The organism is Bifidobacterium catenulatum subsp. kashiwanohense JCM 15439 = DSM 21854, assembly GCF_001042615.1.
In the GTDB taxonomy this organism is placed as follows: Bacteria; Actinomycetota; Actinomycetes; order Actinomycetales; family Bifidobacteriaceae; genus Bifidobacterium; species Bifidobacterium catenulatum.
Genome location: NZ_AP012327.1, coordinates 1,807,879 through 1,827,891, shown reverse-complemented (window position 1 = coordinate 1,827,891; position 20,013 = coordinate 1,807,879). Strand labels below are relative to the sequence as shown.

The window sequence follows — 20,013 nt, the reverse complement described above, 5'->3', positions numbered from 1 at the left end:
GCAGCTGCGTTGGGTATGCGCTTCAGACGGTGACGCCTACGGTCGGTGCGGGTACATTTTCGAGGATCTGTTCGATCATCAGTTCGGGGGTGGATCCGGCGAACGTGGCCTCCGCGGTGAGCGTGATGCGGTGCGCGAGCACAGCGACAGCCAGCTGCTTCACATCGTCAGGCACCACATATCCGCGATTGTTGGACGCCGCCCACACGCGGGCGCATCGGGTCAGCGCGAGTGCACCGCGCATGGACGATCCGACCTGGATGCGTTCGTTGTGGCGCGTCGCTTCCACCAAGCGCACGATGTATTCGAGGATCGCGTCGTCAAGATGCACGGTTTCGCTGATGGCACGCATGCGCAGCACGTCGTTGCCGGTGAGCACCGCATGTACGGTGGATGCACGGTCGGTGACGTTGACCTGTTTGAGAATGCTCACGCTCACGTCGTGGCTCGGATAGCCGATGGTTGTTTTGATGAGGAAACGATCCATCTGCGCTTCCGGCAGTTTGTAGGTGCCGAGCTGTTCTATGGGGTTCTGGGTGGCGATGACCATGAAAGGCTGCGGTACCGCGTGGGTTTCGCCGTCGACGGTGACTTTCTGTTCTTCCATGACTTCGAGCAGTGCGGACTGTGTTTTCGGCGAGGCTCGGTTGATTTCGTCGGCAAGCACGACGGAAGCGAAAATCGGGCCTTCGCGGTATTCGAATTCGCTGTTCTTCTGGTCGTAGTAGGTTACGCCGACCACGTCGGAAGGCAGCAGATCCGGAGTGAACTGGATGCGCTTGAACGACATGTCGATGGAGTTGGCGAGGCCTCGGGCCAGCTGTGTCTTGCCTGTTCCGGGGTTGTCTTCAAGCAGAATGTGGCCGCCAACGATCATGGCGGTGGCACATTGGCGGATCGGTTGCTCCTTGCCGACCACAACCTGGGAGACGCTGTCGACCAATTTGGTGAACTGGTTGTGGAATTCGGTGATGTCGGCGTGTGGGACGGACATCATGGACGAGGTTGCGGCTGGCTGCGCGGGCTTGGCTTGCGATGCCGCTGCCGGAATTGGCTGCGATTGCGGCAACGGTTGTTGCAATCGCACAGGCTGTGCCGGTTGCGCCTTCAAGGGTTGCGTTGTTGGAAGCGTAGGCATTGCAGGCCTGTAGGGCATTGCATTGTATGCGCTGAGCATGGTGCCTTCATCGTCGGCATCGAACGTGTTGGTGGCGTAGTGGTTCTCATTATGTGTGCTGAGTACCGTGCCTTCATCGTCGCCGCTTTGCTCCTGCGGATGCGTTGGCAGGCTTGGAGCTTGGAATGCAGGGCGTGCCTGCGGATTGCCGGGCTGTTGCGGCTTGTTCATATGGTGCCTGATGGAACCCAGCTGGGTGGCGTCGTCGTTTTCGTTGCTCATGGGTGCTCCTTGTTTGCTTCTGTTGGTCGTATTGATGATTGGCTGTCGATATTGGATTGTTCGTCGAGATTGCCGTACCGGCTAGCGATTGGCGTAATAGGCCAAGCCTCTCACCCACGGCTTGCTTTTTCCATCAATGGTGGAAAGAGCTACGGATGAAGCCGTAGGGGTGCCACTTTGCTTTGATTCCGACTGGTCCGGATTGGGGTCAGTCTCAGGATCGGTGGTCGGCTCGCTATAGCGGTCGGAGTCTTTGATCGTTGATCCGTCTGCCTCGTTGTTGAGTGCCGGGTCTGGACCGGTGACTTTGAACTTCCATGTGTAGTCGACCCCAGTTGGCAGCTTTTCGGCGTTCAACTGACTGGTACCTTGGGTCCAAGGGATTTCGTATGTTTTGCCACCTCCGGTGAATACGAAGGAGTAGCTGCCAATTTGATTCCACGTTTTCACCGATCCGCCGGCGACCTTGATGAGATTCGTGGCATTGGCATCCCAGGCAAGGGTCGGCATGGTGGTGATTTCCGCCTTGGTTTTGTTGCCGACGGTATTGCTGTTGGCAGTTTCAGGGGTGCTGATATGTGACGTATCAATGAAGTATTGTTGGACATTTACCGTATCGCAGGTGCTCCAATTACCGGAAAGCGGCCACTCTGCTCTGTTCTCGTGAACATCATCATTGTAATAATCCTTGGCCTTTACAACAAAGCCCGTGACGCGTCCTTTTTTGGACCAGGACGCCACACATATATTGTTGTTGAGTTCCAGCTTCACATTGGTGGGGGGATCGACTGCCGTGAAGGGCGAAACGGACGTTTCGCTGCTCAATGAGCCACTGCGTTCCGTGACCACGGTAATCGTCGGCTTAATCTCTTTGTAATACCACTCGTTCTTGATGTCGAATTCGACGGAATAGTCCGTGGCATTGGCCTCCACGGATTTGTCTTCGTTCCTGATACTTACCGTAATCGACTGGTATTTCGAGTTGCGGGCGTCATTGATTCGCCCGCTCACCACAATCTTGTCGCTATTCTGCACTGCTGAGATGGTCGGTCTGTCGGGCGTGCCCCAAGGCGAAACGGCATTGGATGCGACGGAGGGCTGACTCCAGTTCATCTTGTTATGCGCCTTGACCGTGGCTGTATAGGATGCGCCATTGGTAATCGCATTGTCGTTGAATTTGAACGTGAAGCTTGTACCTTCAACCTTTTGCGTCGGATTCGTTATATTGGACCCATTTAATGTCACCTCATAGCCGTCGACGGCGGAGAAATTGCCTTCCGGAGCCTTCCATGTGACAACAACGGTGTTCTTTCCGGCTTCGGCCTTCACGTCGGTCGGCGCGTCCGGAAGCTTGTCAGGCGTGCCCTCCACGCCGTTCGACTCCTTCGACCAGCCGACCTCATTCTTGGCTTGCACCTTGAACGAGTACGTCTTGCCGTTCTTCAAACCGATAATCTGGCAGGAGGTCACGGAACCGCACGATTTCTCGCCGGAACCGTTGCCGCTCCACGTCACCTTGTATTCGCTGATTGGGCTGCCGTTCGAAGAGCCGGCCGTCCAACTCAGATTTACCGCGCCATCCTGCGGGTCTCCCGCGATGGGGGAGAGCAGAGGCGCATCCGGCTTGTCCATTAACGAAACGCTGATGGTGCCTGTCACCTCACGTTCCTTCGTATTGGTGGCATCACGCACGTTGATGATCACCTTGTTGGTGCTCGCGCCGATGTCGGAAGCTGCGCTGATCGACACCACACCGTTGGCCGGACAGTCCACGGTCAGCTTCGACGCGCCATCGGACGTGCATCCGATCACGGTCAACGTGGAATCGGGGAACGGATTGTACGCGTCGGCAAGCAGGTTCACTTCCTCGCTGCTTCCCGCCTTGACTTTCATGGCTTTCGCGTTGATGCGCGCCAAAGGCCTGTTGGATGCCGTCACACGAACTGTGACGCCTGCGCTCACCGTGCCCTTCGAATATTGGATCGAAATGGGCACGCTCACCGTAGTTCCCGGCGACGTGGTCTTGTCGGCGGACACGGTCAGTTTGCCGTTCGAACTCACCTTGGCGCTCACCTGGTCGGAATCAGCGCCACCCGAATACGTGTACCGCTTTTCATCGTCGTACAGGTCGGACGCCGAATGGGTCAATGCGGTCAGATCAATGGTGGTGGCGCTTTCGCCGGCGACCACGTCGATGGTGGACGAAGAGAATGTCGGCGCGGGCACGTCGCGCCCGATTACGGTGATCGGCAACGTCAGCACCGCCGAATTGATGATTTTCACCTTGTCGTTCTTGTCGCGCTTGCCATCCACCGCGGTGAAGGTAATGGACGCGGGGCCGGAGTAATCCTTCGGCGCGGTGAACTTCAACATCTGGTCGTTCACATACAGGTCGCCGTCCGCAGCCTTCGTGGCGCTCACCGAATCAGCGCCATCCACATACGCGGTCTTGCCTGCGCCCACACGCACGTAATCGGCGATATTGATGGTGATCGTCTCGCGTGCGTTCGCCTTCAAAGCCGGCGCTTTCGGTCGAAGGATCGGCGGAAACACGCCGTATGCGGGCACTTGGATGAACGCCGTGGATGTGATGTCATACGTCGTGTTGGTCACGGTGTATGGCACGGCTCGCGCCTCGTCCGTCAATTCCACGGTAATGGTCGTGGACTTGTCTCCGCCCCTGACATGCGCATGGTCGGTGGCCGAATCATCAACGGCCACGTGCAGTTCGTCGGCGCTGCCGGAAGGGTTCGCGATCCATTGCGAAACGTCCACGTCGACCGATTTCTTGTCGATCGTCGCCGAAGAAGGCACACGATAGTCGTATGCGGTCGGCGGTTCGATGGTGGCGTTGCCATCGACGTTCACCGTCAATGTTGCGGTGTCAGACAATCCGGCTTTGTCTTTGACCGTATACGCCACGTAATAGGTACCCGCCTGCTGCGGTGTGGTGAAGGCGAGCGCATTATCCACTACGGTCACATTGCTGATGTCTTGCGATTCGACGTCTTCGCTGACGGTCAGGTCGGTGCTGTCTCCGGAAATGTCGTTTTGCGCCACGGGTACGGTTGCCGCGGTGCTGGGACGCAATGTGATTTCGTCGTCGCGCGCGTACACGCCCGAGTCGGTGCCGGATTTGAACACGCCCACGCGGATCTGCGCTTGGGATCGTTGGCCGGTCCAGTCTTCGACGGCGTATGAGAAGGTGTCGGTTCCTGTGGAGTCGGCATATGCCTCGTATACCAGGTAGGTGGCTCCGACTTCGCTGATGCGTCCGAGCGTCGGAGCCTTGTTGCCGAGACCGAGCAGCTGCACGTCGTCACCATCGGCGTCGATGCCGGTCAAGGTGATCGGGATTTGGACTTTCTGCCCTGCAGCAACCTGTGCCTCAACGTCGGATGGTGTTGGCGCCGCCTTGTTTTCGGCGTCTTTTTGATGCACGTTGATGGTGATTGTGGCGGATGCCGCGTTGCCGAGATTGTCTTTGACCGTGTACGTTACGGGGAAGGATCCGGTTTGGTCGGATGCTTGGTATCGTACGGTGTTGCCTGATACGAATACGAGTCCTTTGAACGTGTTCTTGTCGTATTGCAGGTCGTTTTGCAGACTTACCGTGGTGCCGTCGGCGTAGGTAACGTGGTCGAGCACGTTGATGGAAACAATGCCGTCGGTGCGTACCTGCGTGGTGATGTTGTCGGCTTTCGGCACGGAGTTGGAGGTGGTCAATGCCGGCGGCTGCAGTACGATCACGCCGGTCGACGTGCCTGCCGCGTTGGCTACGCCGTATTTGATTTGCACGGGTTCGGTCGGTATCTGCCGTGCGGTGATGTAGACGCGTTTGTTGCTTACGACGCCGGCTTTGATGCCGTTTGCCGCGTCGGTGGTCACGTTGGTCACGGACAATACGCCGCCCATCGGGTCGACGTCGTTGGCCAGGGGCTCCACGATCGCGGTGTTGTCGGCGCCGAGCAGCGCCACGTCGTTGGCGGCGATGGGCTTGGCGGAGTCTCCGGCCACGGCCTGCACTTCGATGCGGGCCAGGCCTGTCGCGGGAATGGATCCTTGCGTGATGGTGTAGGGCACATAATAGGTACCGGGGTTGGATGCGCTGAAGGTGAACGACATGTCGGCGGCGTTCATGGTGGTGGAAGCGCCGGATGGGGTTTCCACGGCGGTCAGCTGCGCGGGCTCGGCCGAGGTACCGTGCACGTATTGTTTGAGCGAAACGGTGGTGCGCGTGTCTGGCGTGATCTGCTTGACTACCGGATCGATTACCGCGGCCAACGTGTTGGCCGGTTTCACTGAGAAATACACCATGCCGGTGCCGGTCTGCTGGCCGTCGGAAACGGTTACTTCGATGCCGGCGCGTCCGGAAGACATGGATCCCGCGTTGAATACGAGCTGCCCATCGGCTCGCGTGGAGACGGTCACCTGGTCGGTGTTCTGCGGGGTTGCGGATACGAGCGTGAGCGGATCGCCGTCGGGGTCGGAGAAGCTGCCCAATGCGTTAGTGGTGTAGGTGGCTCCTTGCTCCACGTCGATTTCCGGTGGCGTATCGGTTTGCTGGGGCGCGTTGTCGTCGCCTCCGACCAAGGTGAGGTTCACTTTGGCGTTGGATGTCTGCCCGCGCCCGTCGGAAATCTCATAGCTGAACGATGCCGATCCTTCGGCTGCCGCGGATGCGTCGAGCTGCAGATATCGTCCGTCGTATACGGGCGAGACGCTGATGTTGGCCCCGTCCGGGGCACTTACCAAGGTGATGCGCAGCACGGAACAGTCGGTCTGCTCGTCGTTGCGAAGCACGTCGAGGATCTGCTGCGATCCTGTTCTCGCGCCGAACGAATCGTCTTCCGCTTTGATCTGCCCGGATTGCGACGAGCAGGTTTTGCTGAAATTATGCTGGTTGTTGGCACTGTCGTTGTTCTGTTCCTGTTGCTTCGACTGTTTGGTTTCCACCTTATTCCATTGGATTTTGATGACTTTGGTGGATTCCTGCGGATTCCAGACGTTGCCGTTGACCACGTCATTGAGTATGACCAGACGATGGTTGGTGCGAAATATCAGTTCCGAAGTGGCGTTGATGTTGGTCAGGGTGTCGAATGCCATGTCCGAACCGTCGGCGGAGCATACTTTGGCGTAATTGTTGGCTTTCTGCGCCCACGCGGCGAATACGCATCCGCCTGTGGATACCGGCTGGGCGGGCTCGCCTTTGCCGGGATTTGGTGTTTCAGAGGTTTTCTTGGTGCTGAGGTTCACCGTTGCGAGCCCGCGTGGTGTCGCCACGGCCACCCATCCGTTTTGTTTGCCGTCCGTGGAAGGGGCCTGCAAGGTCATGCTGCCCTGCAGATTGATGGCTGCGCTTCCCTGCGGCCAATACACGGTGCCTTTCGCCGCCACGACCGGGGTTTCGCCGATGACGGTGAACGATTCGGCATGCGGCGCGCCTTCTATCGTGCCGGCTTGCTCGCACGCGCCTTGCGACTTGTCGATGCTCATCACCGCGCCATCGGAAGCACGATATCCGTACACGGTTCCGTTATGCGTCACCGTGATTCTTCCACCGGATCCCAGTTTCATTTTCGGCTTGTCGGTGGTTGGATTGACGGATTGCACATCGGAAGCGGATCCCACCCACACATTGCCGGTTTTGACGTTGATGAACGCTGCGGTATCGCCTCCGACAATGGTTTCGATATCCGTTTTGATGGCGGTGTTGCCGGTTTCGCTGATTGTGGAAGCTGCGATGTTGCTGGCTTTCGTACCTTCGGAAATCACGGTGCTGCCATTATGTTGGGCCACGTCGAAACGGGAGGCTGCGGACGAGACTCCAGCGTCCACATCCTTGTTTTTCGCATTGAATCGTGCGGCCTTGCGGTCCTTCAGCGAAGTGATCCACACGGTGCCGTCGTCAAGTTGTACATGCTGTTGTGTCACCGAACTGACGATGAACGCGCCTGCGATGATGCCCAGCAGCAGAAACAGCATGACGATCGGCGTGATCCACCGTCTGCTTCTCGACGGCAACAGCAGTTTGCGCATCATCGGTCCGAAGCGCAATTGTCGTTCGTGCGATTGTGCCGACTGATTGGCTGCGTTCTTGCGTTTGCCCATTTTTTCGGTTCTTCCTTGAGCGTTTCGATGGTCGTTGTGTTCGTTCCGGACATCGCCTGCGATTGAATAATGCCATTGGCCAACCCTGTTATGAAGTGCTGTGATGCTTATGGTTTGGCTGCGCACGCGATCGCAGGATTCTGTGACATCTGACGGTCGGCTCGGATGAGGCTCACCTGAATGCAGGTCTGCGAGCCGTCGGCGGGTTCGATGCTGATATGCGTGTCGGTGGTGGTGGTTCCCTGGGTATTCGGATTAACACCAGCATTGCCGACCATCGACCATGCGTATGAATCCCCGTTCTGCGGGTCGGGATTCGCCCAAGTGAACTGCACACTGCCGCCATCGGCGGAATATGACCCGGTCAGATTCTCGACACTGGGCACACTGCCGGTGGTGATGGCCGAATCAGGCGAATCGTTCTCCGGATCATACGTTTCCGGATTCTTGATTTGCACGCTGCTGTTGTCTGAGACGGAATCCATATTCGGCATGATCACATACGCGAACGCCAGCTCGACGGCTGCAATCGCGGCGACCACCGAAACAACGATCGTAAGAGGCTTGGCCCAAATGCTGCGCTGCTTTGGGGCAGTTGGCGAAACCTGAATGTTCGCCTGCGACTGTGCATACAGGTTCTGTGGGAACGGCGGTTCCCCCTCAACCGTGGTCGGCGTGGCATGTCCATACAATTCCTGCTGCACACGCTGCATGTCGCGCGCGAAATCATATGCGGAATAATATCGGTCCTCCGGCGTTTCATTCAACGCCTTGCGCAGGATCCGCTCCACTTGTGGAGGAACATCCGGACTGTTGAGCTTGGGTGGCGGATTGGTGAGAATGATGTTCCTCAGTAGAGTGCCGCGTTCTTTGCCTCGGGTTGCGCCAAGAGCTTCGGAATAGCCGTATTCGTACGGCGACTGGCCCGTCAGCATGGCAAACAGCGTCGCCCCCAGAGAATAAATGTCGGAGGATTCGTTGCCTCCGCCGTTCTTCGCAAGCACTTCCGGCGGAGCCCACGCGATGGTGTAGCCGATTCCGGGGCGTCCGTAAATCGTTCTCGCGATGCCGAAATCGGAAAGCATGGGCATGCCGTGCGTGTTGATGAGAATATTGCTGGGCTTGATGTCGCGGTGGATGATGCCTTCGCGATGCGCAGTGGAAAGGGCGCTTGCTAGATTGATGCCGACGGTGAGCATCTGGTCTGCGTTGAGACGGTTGGATTCCAGGAAGGTCTTGTAATTGCCTCCCGGAGCGTATTCGAACACGGTGTAGCCGTTGCCTGTGGCGGTGACGCCGCTTTCGTACACCGAAAGAATGTAAGGGTGTGATGAGATTTTGCCCATGAAGTTCGCTTCGGAACGGAATCTTGCCGCCGCGCGCGGGTCGAGCATTTCCTTGCTGACTTTGATGGCCACCTGACGGCTGGGGGAAAGCTGCTGATACAAGTACACGTTCGCTTCGGAACCGGACCCCAACTTCTGGGCGAATGTGTACCCAGGGATTTGAGGGGGAATGCTATCCATGGCTTCCATATGTTCTCTTTCCTCGTAATGCGTATGCTTTTCACTGCCTTCTCTGAAGGCCATGCTATCCGAAGACCAACCCGGAAACCTACCAGTAAGGAGTCGAATGTCTGCATACGAAGACGGGCATTCGAGGCTGTTCCCATGCCTCCTGCCGCTTTCGCGGCCACCGAGCCTTCCAGCATGAGTTTCCTCCATTGCCGGATTTGTCAGGTAAGGGAGGATGAGACTAGTAGTGTTGGGAGGCATGATGGATTTGGAAGATCTTGCTCACGTCACGTTGGTTGCGGGAGCGCCGCGCAGCGGAAAAACCGAGTTTGCGTTGGACATGCTGATCGCCGCGATGAAGCGGTATGGTGATGCGAATGCCGTGATGACGGTGTCCGGCAGACAGATCGCCGACATGTTGGGCGATCGCGCGATCCGTGAATTGTCGGCGGTTTCGCAGGCTCGACCGGTCACCACATTGTCGGCCGTCGCATTCCGCCTGCTGACGGCCGCAAGATCCGCACAGGGCAAACCGTTGCCGAAACTGTTGAACGGCGCCGAACAGGATGTAATCATCCGCAAGGTGCTTACATCGCATGTGGAACATAGGCAGCATGGCGACGAGTGCGCCACCTGCGATCTGCTGCGCGTCTATTTCGCTGTTTCCGAATGGTCCGGACTGGTGGCCGACGATTCTACCGACGCATTCGCCAACCAATTGCGAGACATGCTTGCGCGCATGAACGAGATCGGTGCGAAACCGGAGCTTGAAAACATGCTCATCGCCCGCGCGGCCAGCAGGAATGGCGAGCTTGACGCGCGTCGCGAACGCCTGCGCACCCAATGGCGTCTCGCCTTCGCGCTGCGTGAGGAATACAATGCGGCGATTCGTGCAGCCTATTCCGGCGAATACCGTCTTGATGCGTCGCAACTGATGATCGACGCCACCGAGGCCGTGTCTGACATATGGGATGCCGATATTCCAAACATGCTGATCGTCGACGATTTCCAGGATGCGACATTGGCTGGCTTCGCCCTGCTTGAGGCCTTGCATAATCGCGGGACGCGCCTGCTGTTGGTGGGCAATCCCGACGAAGCAGTGCAGACGTTCCGCGGATCGTATCCGGAATATCTGTTCAACGAGGCGCAGTCGCGCATGGGAGCGCGATTGGAACGCATCGAAAACCTGTATGCCGCATGCGAAAATGATGGCGCGCAAACCATTCGAAACGCGTCGAACAGACAAAGCGTGCATGACGACTATCGCACTCTTGTCGCGACTCGCGTAAGCCTGTCGATCGCAAGCACGGAACCGACTGACGTGCCCCTGCCGGAGCGACCAGGCAAAATGCGGAACATACCGGGGGCGATGCCTATCGAAGCATTGCCGTCCGGCAATACGGATGCTTGCGTCACGCCTGCCGACGGCAGTGTGGAAACGGCCCTGTACCGTTCCTCGTCCGAAGAGCTCGATGACGTGGTGTGGAAGATCAAAACCGAGCATTTGCAACGTTCCCGCGAATGGAACGACATGGCTGTGATCACGCATGACAATGCCACCGTACGCGCGTTCGGCGAACGGCTGCGTGCCGACGGCGTTCCCGTGCGCTATTCGAGCGTGACACGCCCGTTGAAGGACGAACCGTTCGTGCAAGGCCTGTTCGCGCTGATTGAATTGGCGGAATTGAAAAGGTGGACAATCGCGGCTTCGGGCATGGACCCGCAGGCGGCCGGATCCTATATTCGTTCACGTGTGGCGTCGATCATGGCATCCCCGCTGATTACGGTCGGCGGCGACAGGCAGCATGAAGGGCGCCCGGCCCGTCTCGCGTCCGTGGAATCCGCGATGCATGCGTTGGCTTCGCTCGCTGAGATTGTGGGCGATGATGAGATTCGCGCGCAGGATTCTGCGAACATGGCGAAGACGGACGTCGAACAGCAGTCGTCGCTGCTGCGTTTGATGGCGGATTGGCATGAATACATGGCGAAATGCCATGCGATTTCCGACGAAGGTCAACATGATGGTGGGCATGATGGAGACCAGAATGATCCCGTGTTCGATATGGACGCTCTATACGTGCTTCTTTTGGAAGGAAACACCGATCGTGTGATCGACACGATCGCCTCCGTGACGGGCTCGGATCCACAGGTCAAGGCTTTCGCATCATTGTGGAAAGTGCTTGACAAAACGTGCGAGGCGGAACACAAGCTGGTTTTGCGTGAACCGCAATACGTGTTGGATTGCGCATGGCGTGCCTGCGGAAAGGCGGAAATCTGGCAGCGCGTAGCCTTGGAGCATTCGGCGGCCGGCCGTGCCGCGAACGACCGACTTGATGCGGCGATGCGCTTGTTCAACTACGCTTCCGGCGGCGAATCAAGCGGCGAGTTCGCCGCACGCACCATTGAAGCGTTCATGGAACAGGTGCGCTCGCTGACTATCGAGGCGGATTCGTTGGCTCACACCGCGCCCATCGACCAGGCAGTGACGCTGACCACGCCTGCAGGCGCGGCGGGAAGGCATTGGAACCTGGTGTTTCTGCCGTCCTTGCAGCAAGGGCAATGGCCGAATCTTACGCCACGCAACACATTGTTCGGCGGCGAGGAACTCGCCGATGTGATGTTGCATGGCGAACTGTCCGATACCGTCACCACTTCGGCGGGCAAGCGGGATGCGCAATTGGCTGCCGTGCTCGCATCCGAGCAGAAAAGCTTCCTGGTGGCGTTGACCCGTGCCGATGAGTGCGCGGTGATGAGCGCCGTGCTGAACGACGACCACGTGCCATCTGATTTTCTGTACGGATATGTGCCGGAATGGTTTGACCGCGATAGAGACGCTGATATGGAACGGCGCGAATATGCGGCGATCGGCAGTCAGGGCGATTATGCGGGACTTGAATCCGATCCCCGTGGTTTGATCGCGGCCGCGCGAAGCGTGCTTGCGATGGAACCGCCGGACAGCCCGAAGGCCCGTGACGCCGCTGAAACATTGGCATTGCTGGCCTCCCGAGGCATGAGGGCGGCTGATCCCGATTGTTGGCCGTTCGTGGAGGAGCCTGTTTCGCTCGCTGAACGGGAAACGATTCAAGATGGCAGGACACGGCAATCCGACGTGGTGACCCTGTCTCCGTCCGCGGTGGACAATCTGTGGGCGTGCCCGGTGTGCTGGATGCTTGAAAACCGTTTCTCCGGCCCGCGCATGGGCAGCGTAGCCACGAATTTCGGCTCGCTGATCCACACGGTGGCGCAGAAGGCCACCGAAGCCGGACTGGACATGCCGGAACAGCACACCGCCATCAGCGATATGGACAACATCGACGCGATCACCGAGCAAATGTATGCCGAATATGAGCGTCTACGCGGCGATCTGAACGGCATCACCGATCCCGCGCAACGATATCAGGCATTGAAAAAAGATGAACAGGCGAAGGATGCGTTGCGTAACATCGCCACGTATTTCGTTCAATCGAATCATGGTGATTATCCAATTAAAAACAATGATGCGTTCAGCGTTGGAAAACTTACGAAAGCCGAACCTGAACTGAAATTCACCGCAAAATTCAATTTCGACGATATTCTCGCCGCTTACAATGCGATGGACGGCATTCATGCGATTTCACGAAACGAATTGATCGCCATTATGGGAACGTTGGTCGGAGGATGGCCTCAAACAGGCATGAGCGAACATCTCACCGTGCGCTTGACCGGCAGAATCGACCGTGTGGAACGTCGTGATATGGCGGACGGCACGCAGCAAGTGCGTCTGATCGACTACAAAACCGGTGCAAGTCCGAACGGCGAAGGCCTGTTCAATGATCTGCAGCTCGTCTGCTACCAGCTGGGACTCGTGTTCCCCGAAGGAAGCGGTCTGCATGGGGCACAGGCGGTGGCTGCTGCGCCGAACATCACGCAAAGTGCGCTGTTCCACGTAACGAAGCATGCATTCCCGGCACCATATGGCAACACCGCCGCCGAATCGCATATGCAGCAGGCGTTGTTCGCGAGCGGAAGCCTAAATACGGGCGCATTCGTGCCGCGCTACTACGTCAAAAAACTTGACAAGGATTTCCAAGACGGACTCGACGAGATGCTTCCACCGATGGAAGTGAGCGACGAGCATTGGAATGAATTCGTCGGCTTGCGAGACACCATGGCGGTATGGTCTCTCACCATGATCGCCAGGGTCTTCTACGCGGCCGCAGCCAGCAGGGCAAACGAAATCACGGCAAGGCCAACATCGGAACATATGAAATATTGCAGGAACACTGCGGTCTGCCCGGCCTGCGCGGGCGAACAGAACACCGTATTCGAAAGGAGAACGGCATGAGCGGAACCATGAAATTCACCGACAGTCCGGAGCAGGCCGCCGTTATCCAAGCGCCCTCCTATGAGGATGTGGTGGTGGTCGCCGGTGCCGGATCGGGCAAAACCTACACAATGACCAGGCGAATCATCACACTGATCGAACAAGGAGTGAGCCCCGAAAAAATCCTCGGACTGACTTTCACGCGCAAAGCGGCTTCGGAACTGCTGTCGCGCGTGTCAGCGGCCGTGAGCCGTAACCAGCGTGAACGTGGGCTGAAATCGGCGAATATGACGTTCCTCAAACCGGAAGTCTCCACGTACGACGCTTTCTTCCAATCCATTGTGCGTCAATACGGACTGCTTGTCGGCTTCGACCAAAACACGCAGCCATTGAGCGAAGCCGGTGCCATGCAGCTCATCCACACCGTGCTCGACAAGCATATGGGCGATCTCATGTCATTCGACGGCGATCTGAAATCGTTCAACGCTATAGCGGGCAACGTATTCGCCCTGTCCAACGCCATTTCCGGAGCTATGATCGGCAGTGGCTGCACCAGCTTCGACGAGGCGGTGCAACGTGTGCGCGACTGGGATGAAGCGTTCATCAGACAGGTTGATAAGGCGCTTGACGGCGAAACCGTGCCAACTGAGCAGCCGAAATCCCCAAAACCGCCGAAACGGCTGAAAAAGGATTCCGACGCGGATTACGAAAAGAAACTGGAGAAATACCGCGAACTCGGGCACAGCATGTGCGTATACAACAGTACGCAACTCGCATCCGTCGCCAAGCAGCGCAACTTGCTGCTCGACCTCGTGCTTGATTATCATGTCGAAAAACGCGCCTGCAATATGGCGGAATTCAGCGATTTCACCATCGCGGCATTCCAACTGGTCTCCCGATTCCCGTCCATCGGCGCAACGTACCGCAAACGTTACTCGCATGTGCTTCTCGACGAATACCAAGACACCTCCACCACGCAGGCCGCACTGCTAAGCGCGCTGTTCCACGCTGACAATACGCATCGCAGCGCGGTCAACGCGGTCGGCGATCCCTTCCAATCGATCTACGCATGGCGAGGCGCAAGCCCGGGCGCATTCCGCATGCTGCAACACGATTTCGGCATGGACGCCACCAGCAAACCGTTCGCATTGACGGTGACGCGGCGCAATTCGCGCATGGTGCTCGAAGCGGCGAACAATCTCACCAAACCGTTGCGACTGCCAGCCAGACGCCTCAGCAGCTCGCTGATGCGCGAAGTCGACGTGCCTGCACTCTCCAACATCGAAGAAGCCCCCGAAGGCACGATTGGCGTGCTCGGATTCGCCACATTCGGCCAGGAAGTCGACGCGGTCGTGCGCTTCGCCAAACATGCGATCGCCCTGCATACGCCCTCTGCGCGTGACCTCGACCATGGCGCGAAAGACAATCGCCCGCATGTGGCGGTGCTGTTCCGATCCAAAGGAACCATGTCGAAATACGCGGAAGCGCTCGAGCAGGTCGGACTGACCACGCTGGTCGTGGGGCAGGCGGCCCTGCTGGAACGTCCGGAAGTGCAGGACGTGTTCGCCCTGCTGCACGTGGTCAGCGATCATACCGACAGTGCGGCGCTTATGCGACTGCTGGCGACGCCACGATTCGCCGTTGAAGCCGACGATCTGCAGGCGCTCGCGGACACGGCGGAGAGGGTGAATACGGTGTACCGGTATCGTGCGCTCGTATCGGCGGGAATTGTTCCGGCGCAGACCGCAAAAGCTGGGAATTCCGGTAATTCTATACATTCCGGTGATTCCAGGAAAACCAGTAATTCCGAAAATAGCGAAACGATTTCCGATTCTGGTCTGTCGAATGCTGAAATCCGATCCATTGTGCGCGAATATCGCGACCAAGTGCCGAATGCTGTTTTTCTGGTGGATCTCATGCTACGAGACGATCTTGAACAACTCATAGATGGCAGGCTGAGCCGCAGGGGAGTGCAGGCGGTGCTTCGTGCCGCGGATACACTCCGCCAAGTGCAGCGCGTGCTCGGCCACCCGCTGCCGGAAGTGGTTCGCGAAGCCATTACGGCGTTGAATCTTGACATCGACATGCTGCTGGCTCGGCATATGCGTGCCGATCATGCCGAGGCCACGCTTGACGCCTCCCACGTGGCGCTCGCCAAGTCGCCGATCGACGCTGTGATGAAACTCGTCGACACGTACATACAGGAGATCGCATCACAAGGCGTGCCGAGCCTGCGCGCGTTCATCTCATGGGTGGATTCGCTGCGCGACGCTTCCGAAGAGAACGCGGTGGCCCCCGATGTGCCCGTCGACGTGGTGTTGATGACCGTGCACCAGTCGAAGGGGCTTGAATGGGATGCCGTGGCCGTGGTCGGCATGACCGATGGCGGATTTCCCAGTAACAAGGGCGACAATCTGAGCGTGGTCGTTGACGAAACGCATCTCAATGGTTTCCAGGATGGCGTATGGACGCCTCCCGAATACCGTGAAAACGCCAAAACGTGGCTGACGAATCCCGCCGCGGTGCCTGTTCCTGTGCGCGTGGATGCGGATATTCTGCCGCGATTCCCCCATGACGCGCTCGTCGGCTGGAATCCATTGGAGGCCTTGGAAGCGTTGGAAGATGCGGAAATCATCGACGATGAAGTGTTCGGCACCCTGCGCACCATGAATGTTGATGACATGGAAGGCGTCGATCCGGATGGACTGTATTTGACGCAGAGCGAGGAATATGGCCGCCGCTTGCATGCCGACGAGCGTCGTCTCGCATACGTGGCGTTGACCCGCGCCCGCCATGAGGCGCTGCTCACCTATAGCGAAACGAATGTGGAAAGCCGTGATCCGCGTGCCGTGGGTGAGCGTAAACAAGTGGCCAAACCGTCGAATTTCTGGCAGGAAGTGTATGACTCCATGCTCAATATCGTTTCCAGAGCAGATGAACCGAGCAATCTGGGCGATATCGTGGAAGTTGAGGATGGTGCGGATGCCGTTTTTTCTGGAGATGGTATTTCCGGGAATAATGCTTCCGAAAATGGCATTTCCAGCTTGCATTCGATTGGCGCGCCATTGCCAAGCGGATATTTCGTGGGCGAGCATGCCTGCGATTTCGAGGATGCGGTGGTCGGTGACGCCTGGAACGCACCGCTTGAGTCTCTGGAAGGCGAGCGATTCCTGCCATGGCCGTGCGATTTGACTGAAGAGACTTGCGAAATGTTGCGTTCGTCCGCCGATCAGGTGCGTGATGCGATGGTCGCCGGCGCTGCGGACCTGGATACCGGCGTGGGTGCGGATGCTGTTGCTGATGACGTTGCGCTCGGTTCGGCCGGTTCACTGCTGCATTGCGCGCAGCTGTTGGTCGATGATGGCAATCTCATGCCCGACATGTTGGCTGACGCATCGCAGGATGCGTTCGACCGGTCGGTGCGTGCGCAAGGCGAGAAGATTCTTGCGTCCGGCCGTCAGAACGTCACCTCCCTGCAGGCGCGCGCGGGCATGATGAACGATCGTGGCGCCCGCGCCTACTGGCGTGGGCTCGTGCGTCCGATTCCAAATGTCGCGTCGCCAGCCGCGCAGTTGGGCACGCAGTTCCATGCGTGGGCGGAACGGTTCATTATGGCCGACGTGGATATTGCTTGCATCGTCGGTGGTGCTGAAGGCGACGGAAATACGCGCGTAGCTGAATCGAGATCGTCGATGCTTGCCGAAATTGAACGCAACAATGGGATGCAATCTCAAGAAAATAATGCGGTGGTCGAAAATGCAGCGGAAAATGCGATGGAAAACAATGCATTGTTCGATTGGCAGCAGCGTCTTGCCACGTCGGCATGGGCGCAACGTAAGCCCGCGTGGGCGGAACGGCAGATCGTCGTCAATGTGCCGCAATTGGGCACCATCGTCAACGGCAAGCTTGACGCGGTGTTCTTCGGAGGTCTCAACGAAAAGGACCAATCGAAACAATATACGATAGTTGATTGGAAAACTGGAAAAAAACCTAGGAAAAAAGAAGAAATACAAGAAAAATTAGTACAGTTGGATATGTATCGGCTGTTGCTGTCGGCAATGGAAGGCGTACCGCTTGATGCTATCGACGCCTGCCTCTACTATCTGAGTGAGCCCGTTGAGGGCAATCGGCAGCTGAACGCCGCCGACAAAACAGAAGAAGAGATCCTTGCCGAGTTGAGCTACGGAATTCCGAAACAATCCGACAACGACTAGTGCTGGTGCGCCAAGGACGCGTGTATGCATCCTGCTTGTTCTTGATCATCGTTGAAAAGCGGCGCTTTCCAGCCTGCTCGTAGGGTAACGCACTGCGGGCAGCGTTGTGGAGGAGCGCCGCTACCCTCGTGCAGCATGTGTGGGCGGGCACACGTGCCGGACGCAACGAAAGTTAAGGAGCGATAATCATGGCTGCCACCAGCGCAACCGAAACCCCGAAGTCACCATATTCCGTATTGTTCTCCATTTCGGGAACCAAAGCGTTCTGCGCTTCCGGAGCTTTGGCGCGACTGCCGATGTCGATGATGGGCCTCGGCATTATTCTCGCACTCAACCACCTGTACGACAATTGGACGATCGCAGGCGTGATGAGCGCCGCGTATGTGCTCGCCACCGCAGGGGTCACGCCACTGTACGCTCGACTGTTCGACCGATTCGGCCAGCGTAAGGTCGGGTCGATGGTGCTTGTCGTGCAAATCATCACCATGCTTGGTTTCGCATTCGCCGCACTGGTGCGCGTGCCGATTCCATTGCTGTTCATGCTGGCCGTGGTGATGGGTCTTACGCAATTCTCGTTCGGCGCGCTCGTGCGTACCCGCTGGGCGTACGTACTCGACCGCACCGGCAACGGCGAACTATTGAACACCGCATACGCCATGGAATCCGCCATTGACGAAATCGTATTCATTTTCGGACCGATTCTCGCAGCGTTCCTTGCAGCTTCTGTGCACCCTGTTTCGCAGTTGTTCGTGCCAACGATTGCCTGCGCCCTTGGCGGTACCATTTTCTTCACATTGAAAGACACGCAGCCGCCGGTCGTGCATGAAGTCAAGGTCGTTTCGGCCTCTTTAGACGATGCTGATGTGCGATTGACTATCGATGGCGATGCCAGCAATACCGGTGATTCAGGTTCCGCACTGCGCAACAGGCTGACCATTGCGCAATTGAAGACGAGTGGTAATCGCAAGAAACGCAGCATTTTCACTTATGCTGGCGTGATTCCGTTGCTGCTGGTTTTCATCATATTCAACATGAGTTTCACCGCATTCGACACGTCCATGACAGCCGTCATGAAATCGTTGCATCTTGATTCCGTGCTCGGCGTGCAGCTGGCGATGCTAGCGGTCGGTTCGTGTATGGGCGCACTGGTTTTCGGAACGCTTGAGCTCAAAGGATCCCGTTGGCGTTACATGATCATGTTCCTTGCGGCGATCACAGCCGGCTTCTTTGTAATTCACCTGTGCCAAGGCAATCTGATCGTAATAGGCATTATGGAAATTCTCACCGGTCTGGCTGTTTCGCCGGTGTTCGCATCGGGCAACCTCGTGATGAAAGAAACCGTTCCTGAAGAGTCGTTGACCGAAGGCCTTTCCTGGGTAAGCACTGCGGGAACTGTCGGCGCATCATTCGGTTCGATGATCACCGGTATCATACTGGATCACGCCACACCCGACGTGAGCCTTATGCTGCCGTGGATTTTCGTGCTCGCCTCGATCCCGTTCGCCCTGCTCGGCTGGGTGATCACGCGTCGAAATGTTTTACAGCATTCATAGATGATCTGTGATTCATAGATACTATGTGGATTAAGCATTCCAGAAATTGCCCGAAAATGATCGTGAGGATTATGTTCGGGCAATTGTATTCTATTGTTGGATTCGTTGGAATCGTAGAAAGCTGTTGCAGATAGATGCAGCCAGAACGCTTGAAGGAGTTGCAATGATCAAGGTTTCTGTAGTTGGCGCCAAAGGGCGCATGGGTTCCCACGTGGTCGACGCTGTGAACAACGCGGACGACACCGAACTGGCGCTCGCGCTTGACGCTGGCGACGACTTGAGCCAAATTACCCCCGAAAATACTGACGTGGTGGTGGAGTTCACCGTGCCGAGCGTGTCTCTTGACAATGTGCGCGCACTCGTGGCGCAAGGTGTTGACGTGGTGGTGGGCACCACCGGTTGGACCGAAGAGAAGCTCGATCAGGTGCGTGCCGCGCTCGCTGCCGCGCCTCGCGAAGGCCAGAGCGTGTTCATAGCGCCGAATTTCGCCATTTCCGCCGTGCTTGCCGACTATTTCGCCAAGGTTGCGGCTCCGTACTTCGAATCCGCCGAAGTGATCGAACTGCACCACCCGAACAAGGTGGATGCTCCGTCCGGCACCGCATTCCATACCGCGCAGGGTATTGCCGCAGCTCGTAAGGCAGCGGGTCTTGGCCCTGTTCCGGATGCCACCGAAACCGATGGCGGTTCCCGTGGCCAGGTGGTTGACGGCATTCATGTGCACGCCGTGCGTCTGCGTGGCCTCAATGCCCATGAGGAAGCCCTGTTCGGTAACGACGGCGAGCAGCTGACCATTCGCGCCGACAGCTTCGACCGCATCTCCTTCATGCCGGGCGTGCTGCTGGCCGTTCGCAAGGTCTCCACTGGTGCATACCCGGGTGTGACCGTCGGCCTCGACAACTTCCTCGACCTGTAAATC

The 20,013-nt window shown here is 57.6% G+C and carries 7 protein-coding genes; 4 read left to right on the top strand and 3 right to left on the bottom strand.

Annotated elements, in window-relative coordinates; translation table 11 throughout:
* Positions 1 to 22: 22 nt before the first annotated feature.
* From BBKW_RS07800 to BBKW_RS07790, 3 genes are all read right to left on the bottom strand, one after another.
* Entirely contained in the window at positions 23 to 1,399 is a 1,377-nt protein-coding gene (locus BBKW_RS07800) for an AAA family ATPase (protein ID WP_033501623.1), read from the bottom strand.
* Between the two features lie 81 nt (positions 1,400 to 1,480).
* Positions 1,481 to 7,510 carry an Ig-like domain-containing protein gene (locus tag BBKW_RS07795; RefSeq protein ID WP_033501622.1) on the bottom strand — a complete coding sequence of 2,010 codons (6,030 nt, stop codon included), beginning with the start codon at positions 7,508 to 7,510 and terminating at the stop codon, positions 1,481 to 1,483.
* A gap of 107 nt (positions 7,511 to 7,617) precedes the next feature.
* Positions 7,618 to 9,045: a serine/threonine-protein kinase gene (locus BBKW_RS07790; protein ID WP_033501621.1), complete on the bottom strand. Its 1,428-nt coding sequence runs from the start codon at positions 9,043 to 9,045 to the stop codon at positions 7,618 to 7,620.
* A gap of 238 nt (positions 9,046 to 9,283) precedes the next feature.
* Between BBKW_RS07790 and BBKW_RS07785 the strand changes: the two genes are divergently transcribed.
* The 4 genes from BBKW_RS07785 to dapB all read left to right on the top strand — a co-directional run bounded on the left by BBKW_RS07785 (position 9,284) and on the right by dapB (position 20,010).
* A complete protein-coding gene (locus BBKW_RS07785) occupies positions 9,284 to 13,348 on the top strand; it encodes a PD-(D/E)XK nuclease family protein (RefSeq protein ID WP_033501620.1) in 4,065 nt (1,354 codons plus the stop codon).
* Positions 13,345 to 17,541 carry an ATP-dependent DNA helicase gene (locus BBKW_RS07780; RefSeq protein WP_033501619.1) on the top strand — a complete coding sequence of 1,399 codons (4,197 nt, stop codon included), beginning with the start codon at positions 13,345 to 13,347 and terminating at the stop codon, positions 17,539 to 17,541. Before BBKW_RS07785 ends, BBKW_RS07780 begins: the two co-directional genes overlap by 4 nt.
* 188 nt (positions 17,542 to 17,729) lie before the next feature.
* Positions 17,730 to 19,094: an MFS transporter gene (locus tag BBKW_RS07775; protein WP_033501618.1), complete on the top strand. Its 1,365-nt coding sequence runs from the start codon at positions 17,730 to 17,732 to the stop codon at positions 19,092 to 19,094.
* A gap of 163 nt (positions 19,095 to 19,257) precedes the next feature.
* On the top strand, positions 19,258 to 20,010 hold the full coding sequence (dapB, locus tag BBKW_RS07770; RefSeq protein ID WP_003835383.1) for a 4-hydroxy-tetrahydrodipicolinate reductase: 753 nt from the start codon (positions 19,258 to 19,260) through the stop codon (positions 20,008 to 20,010).
* Positions 20,011 to 20,013 lie beyond the last annotated feature (3 nt).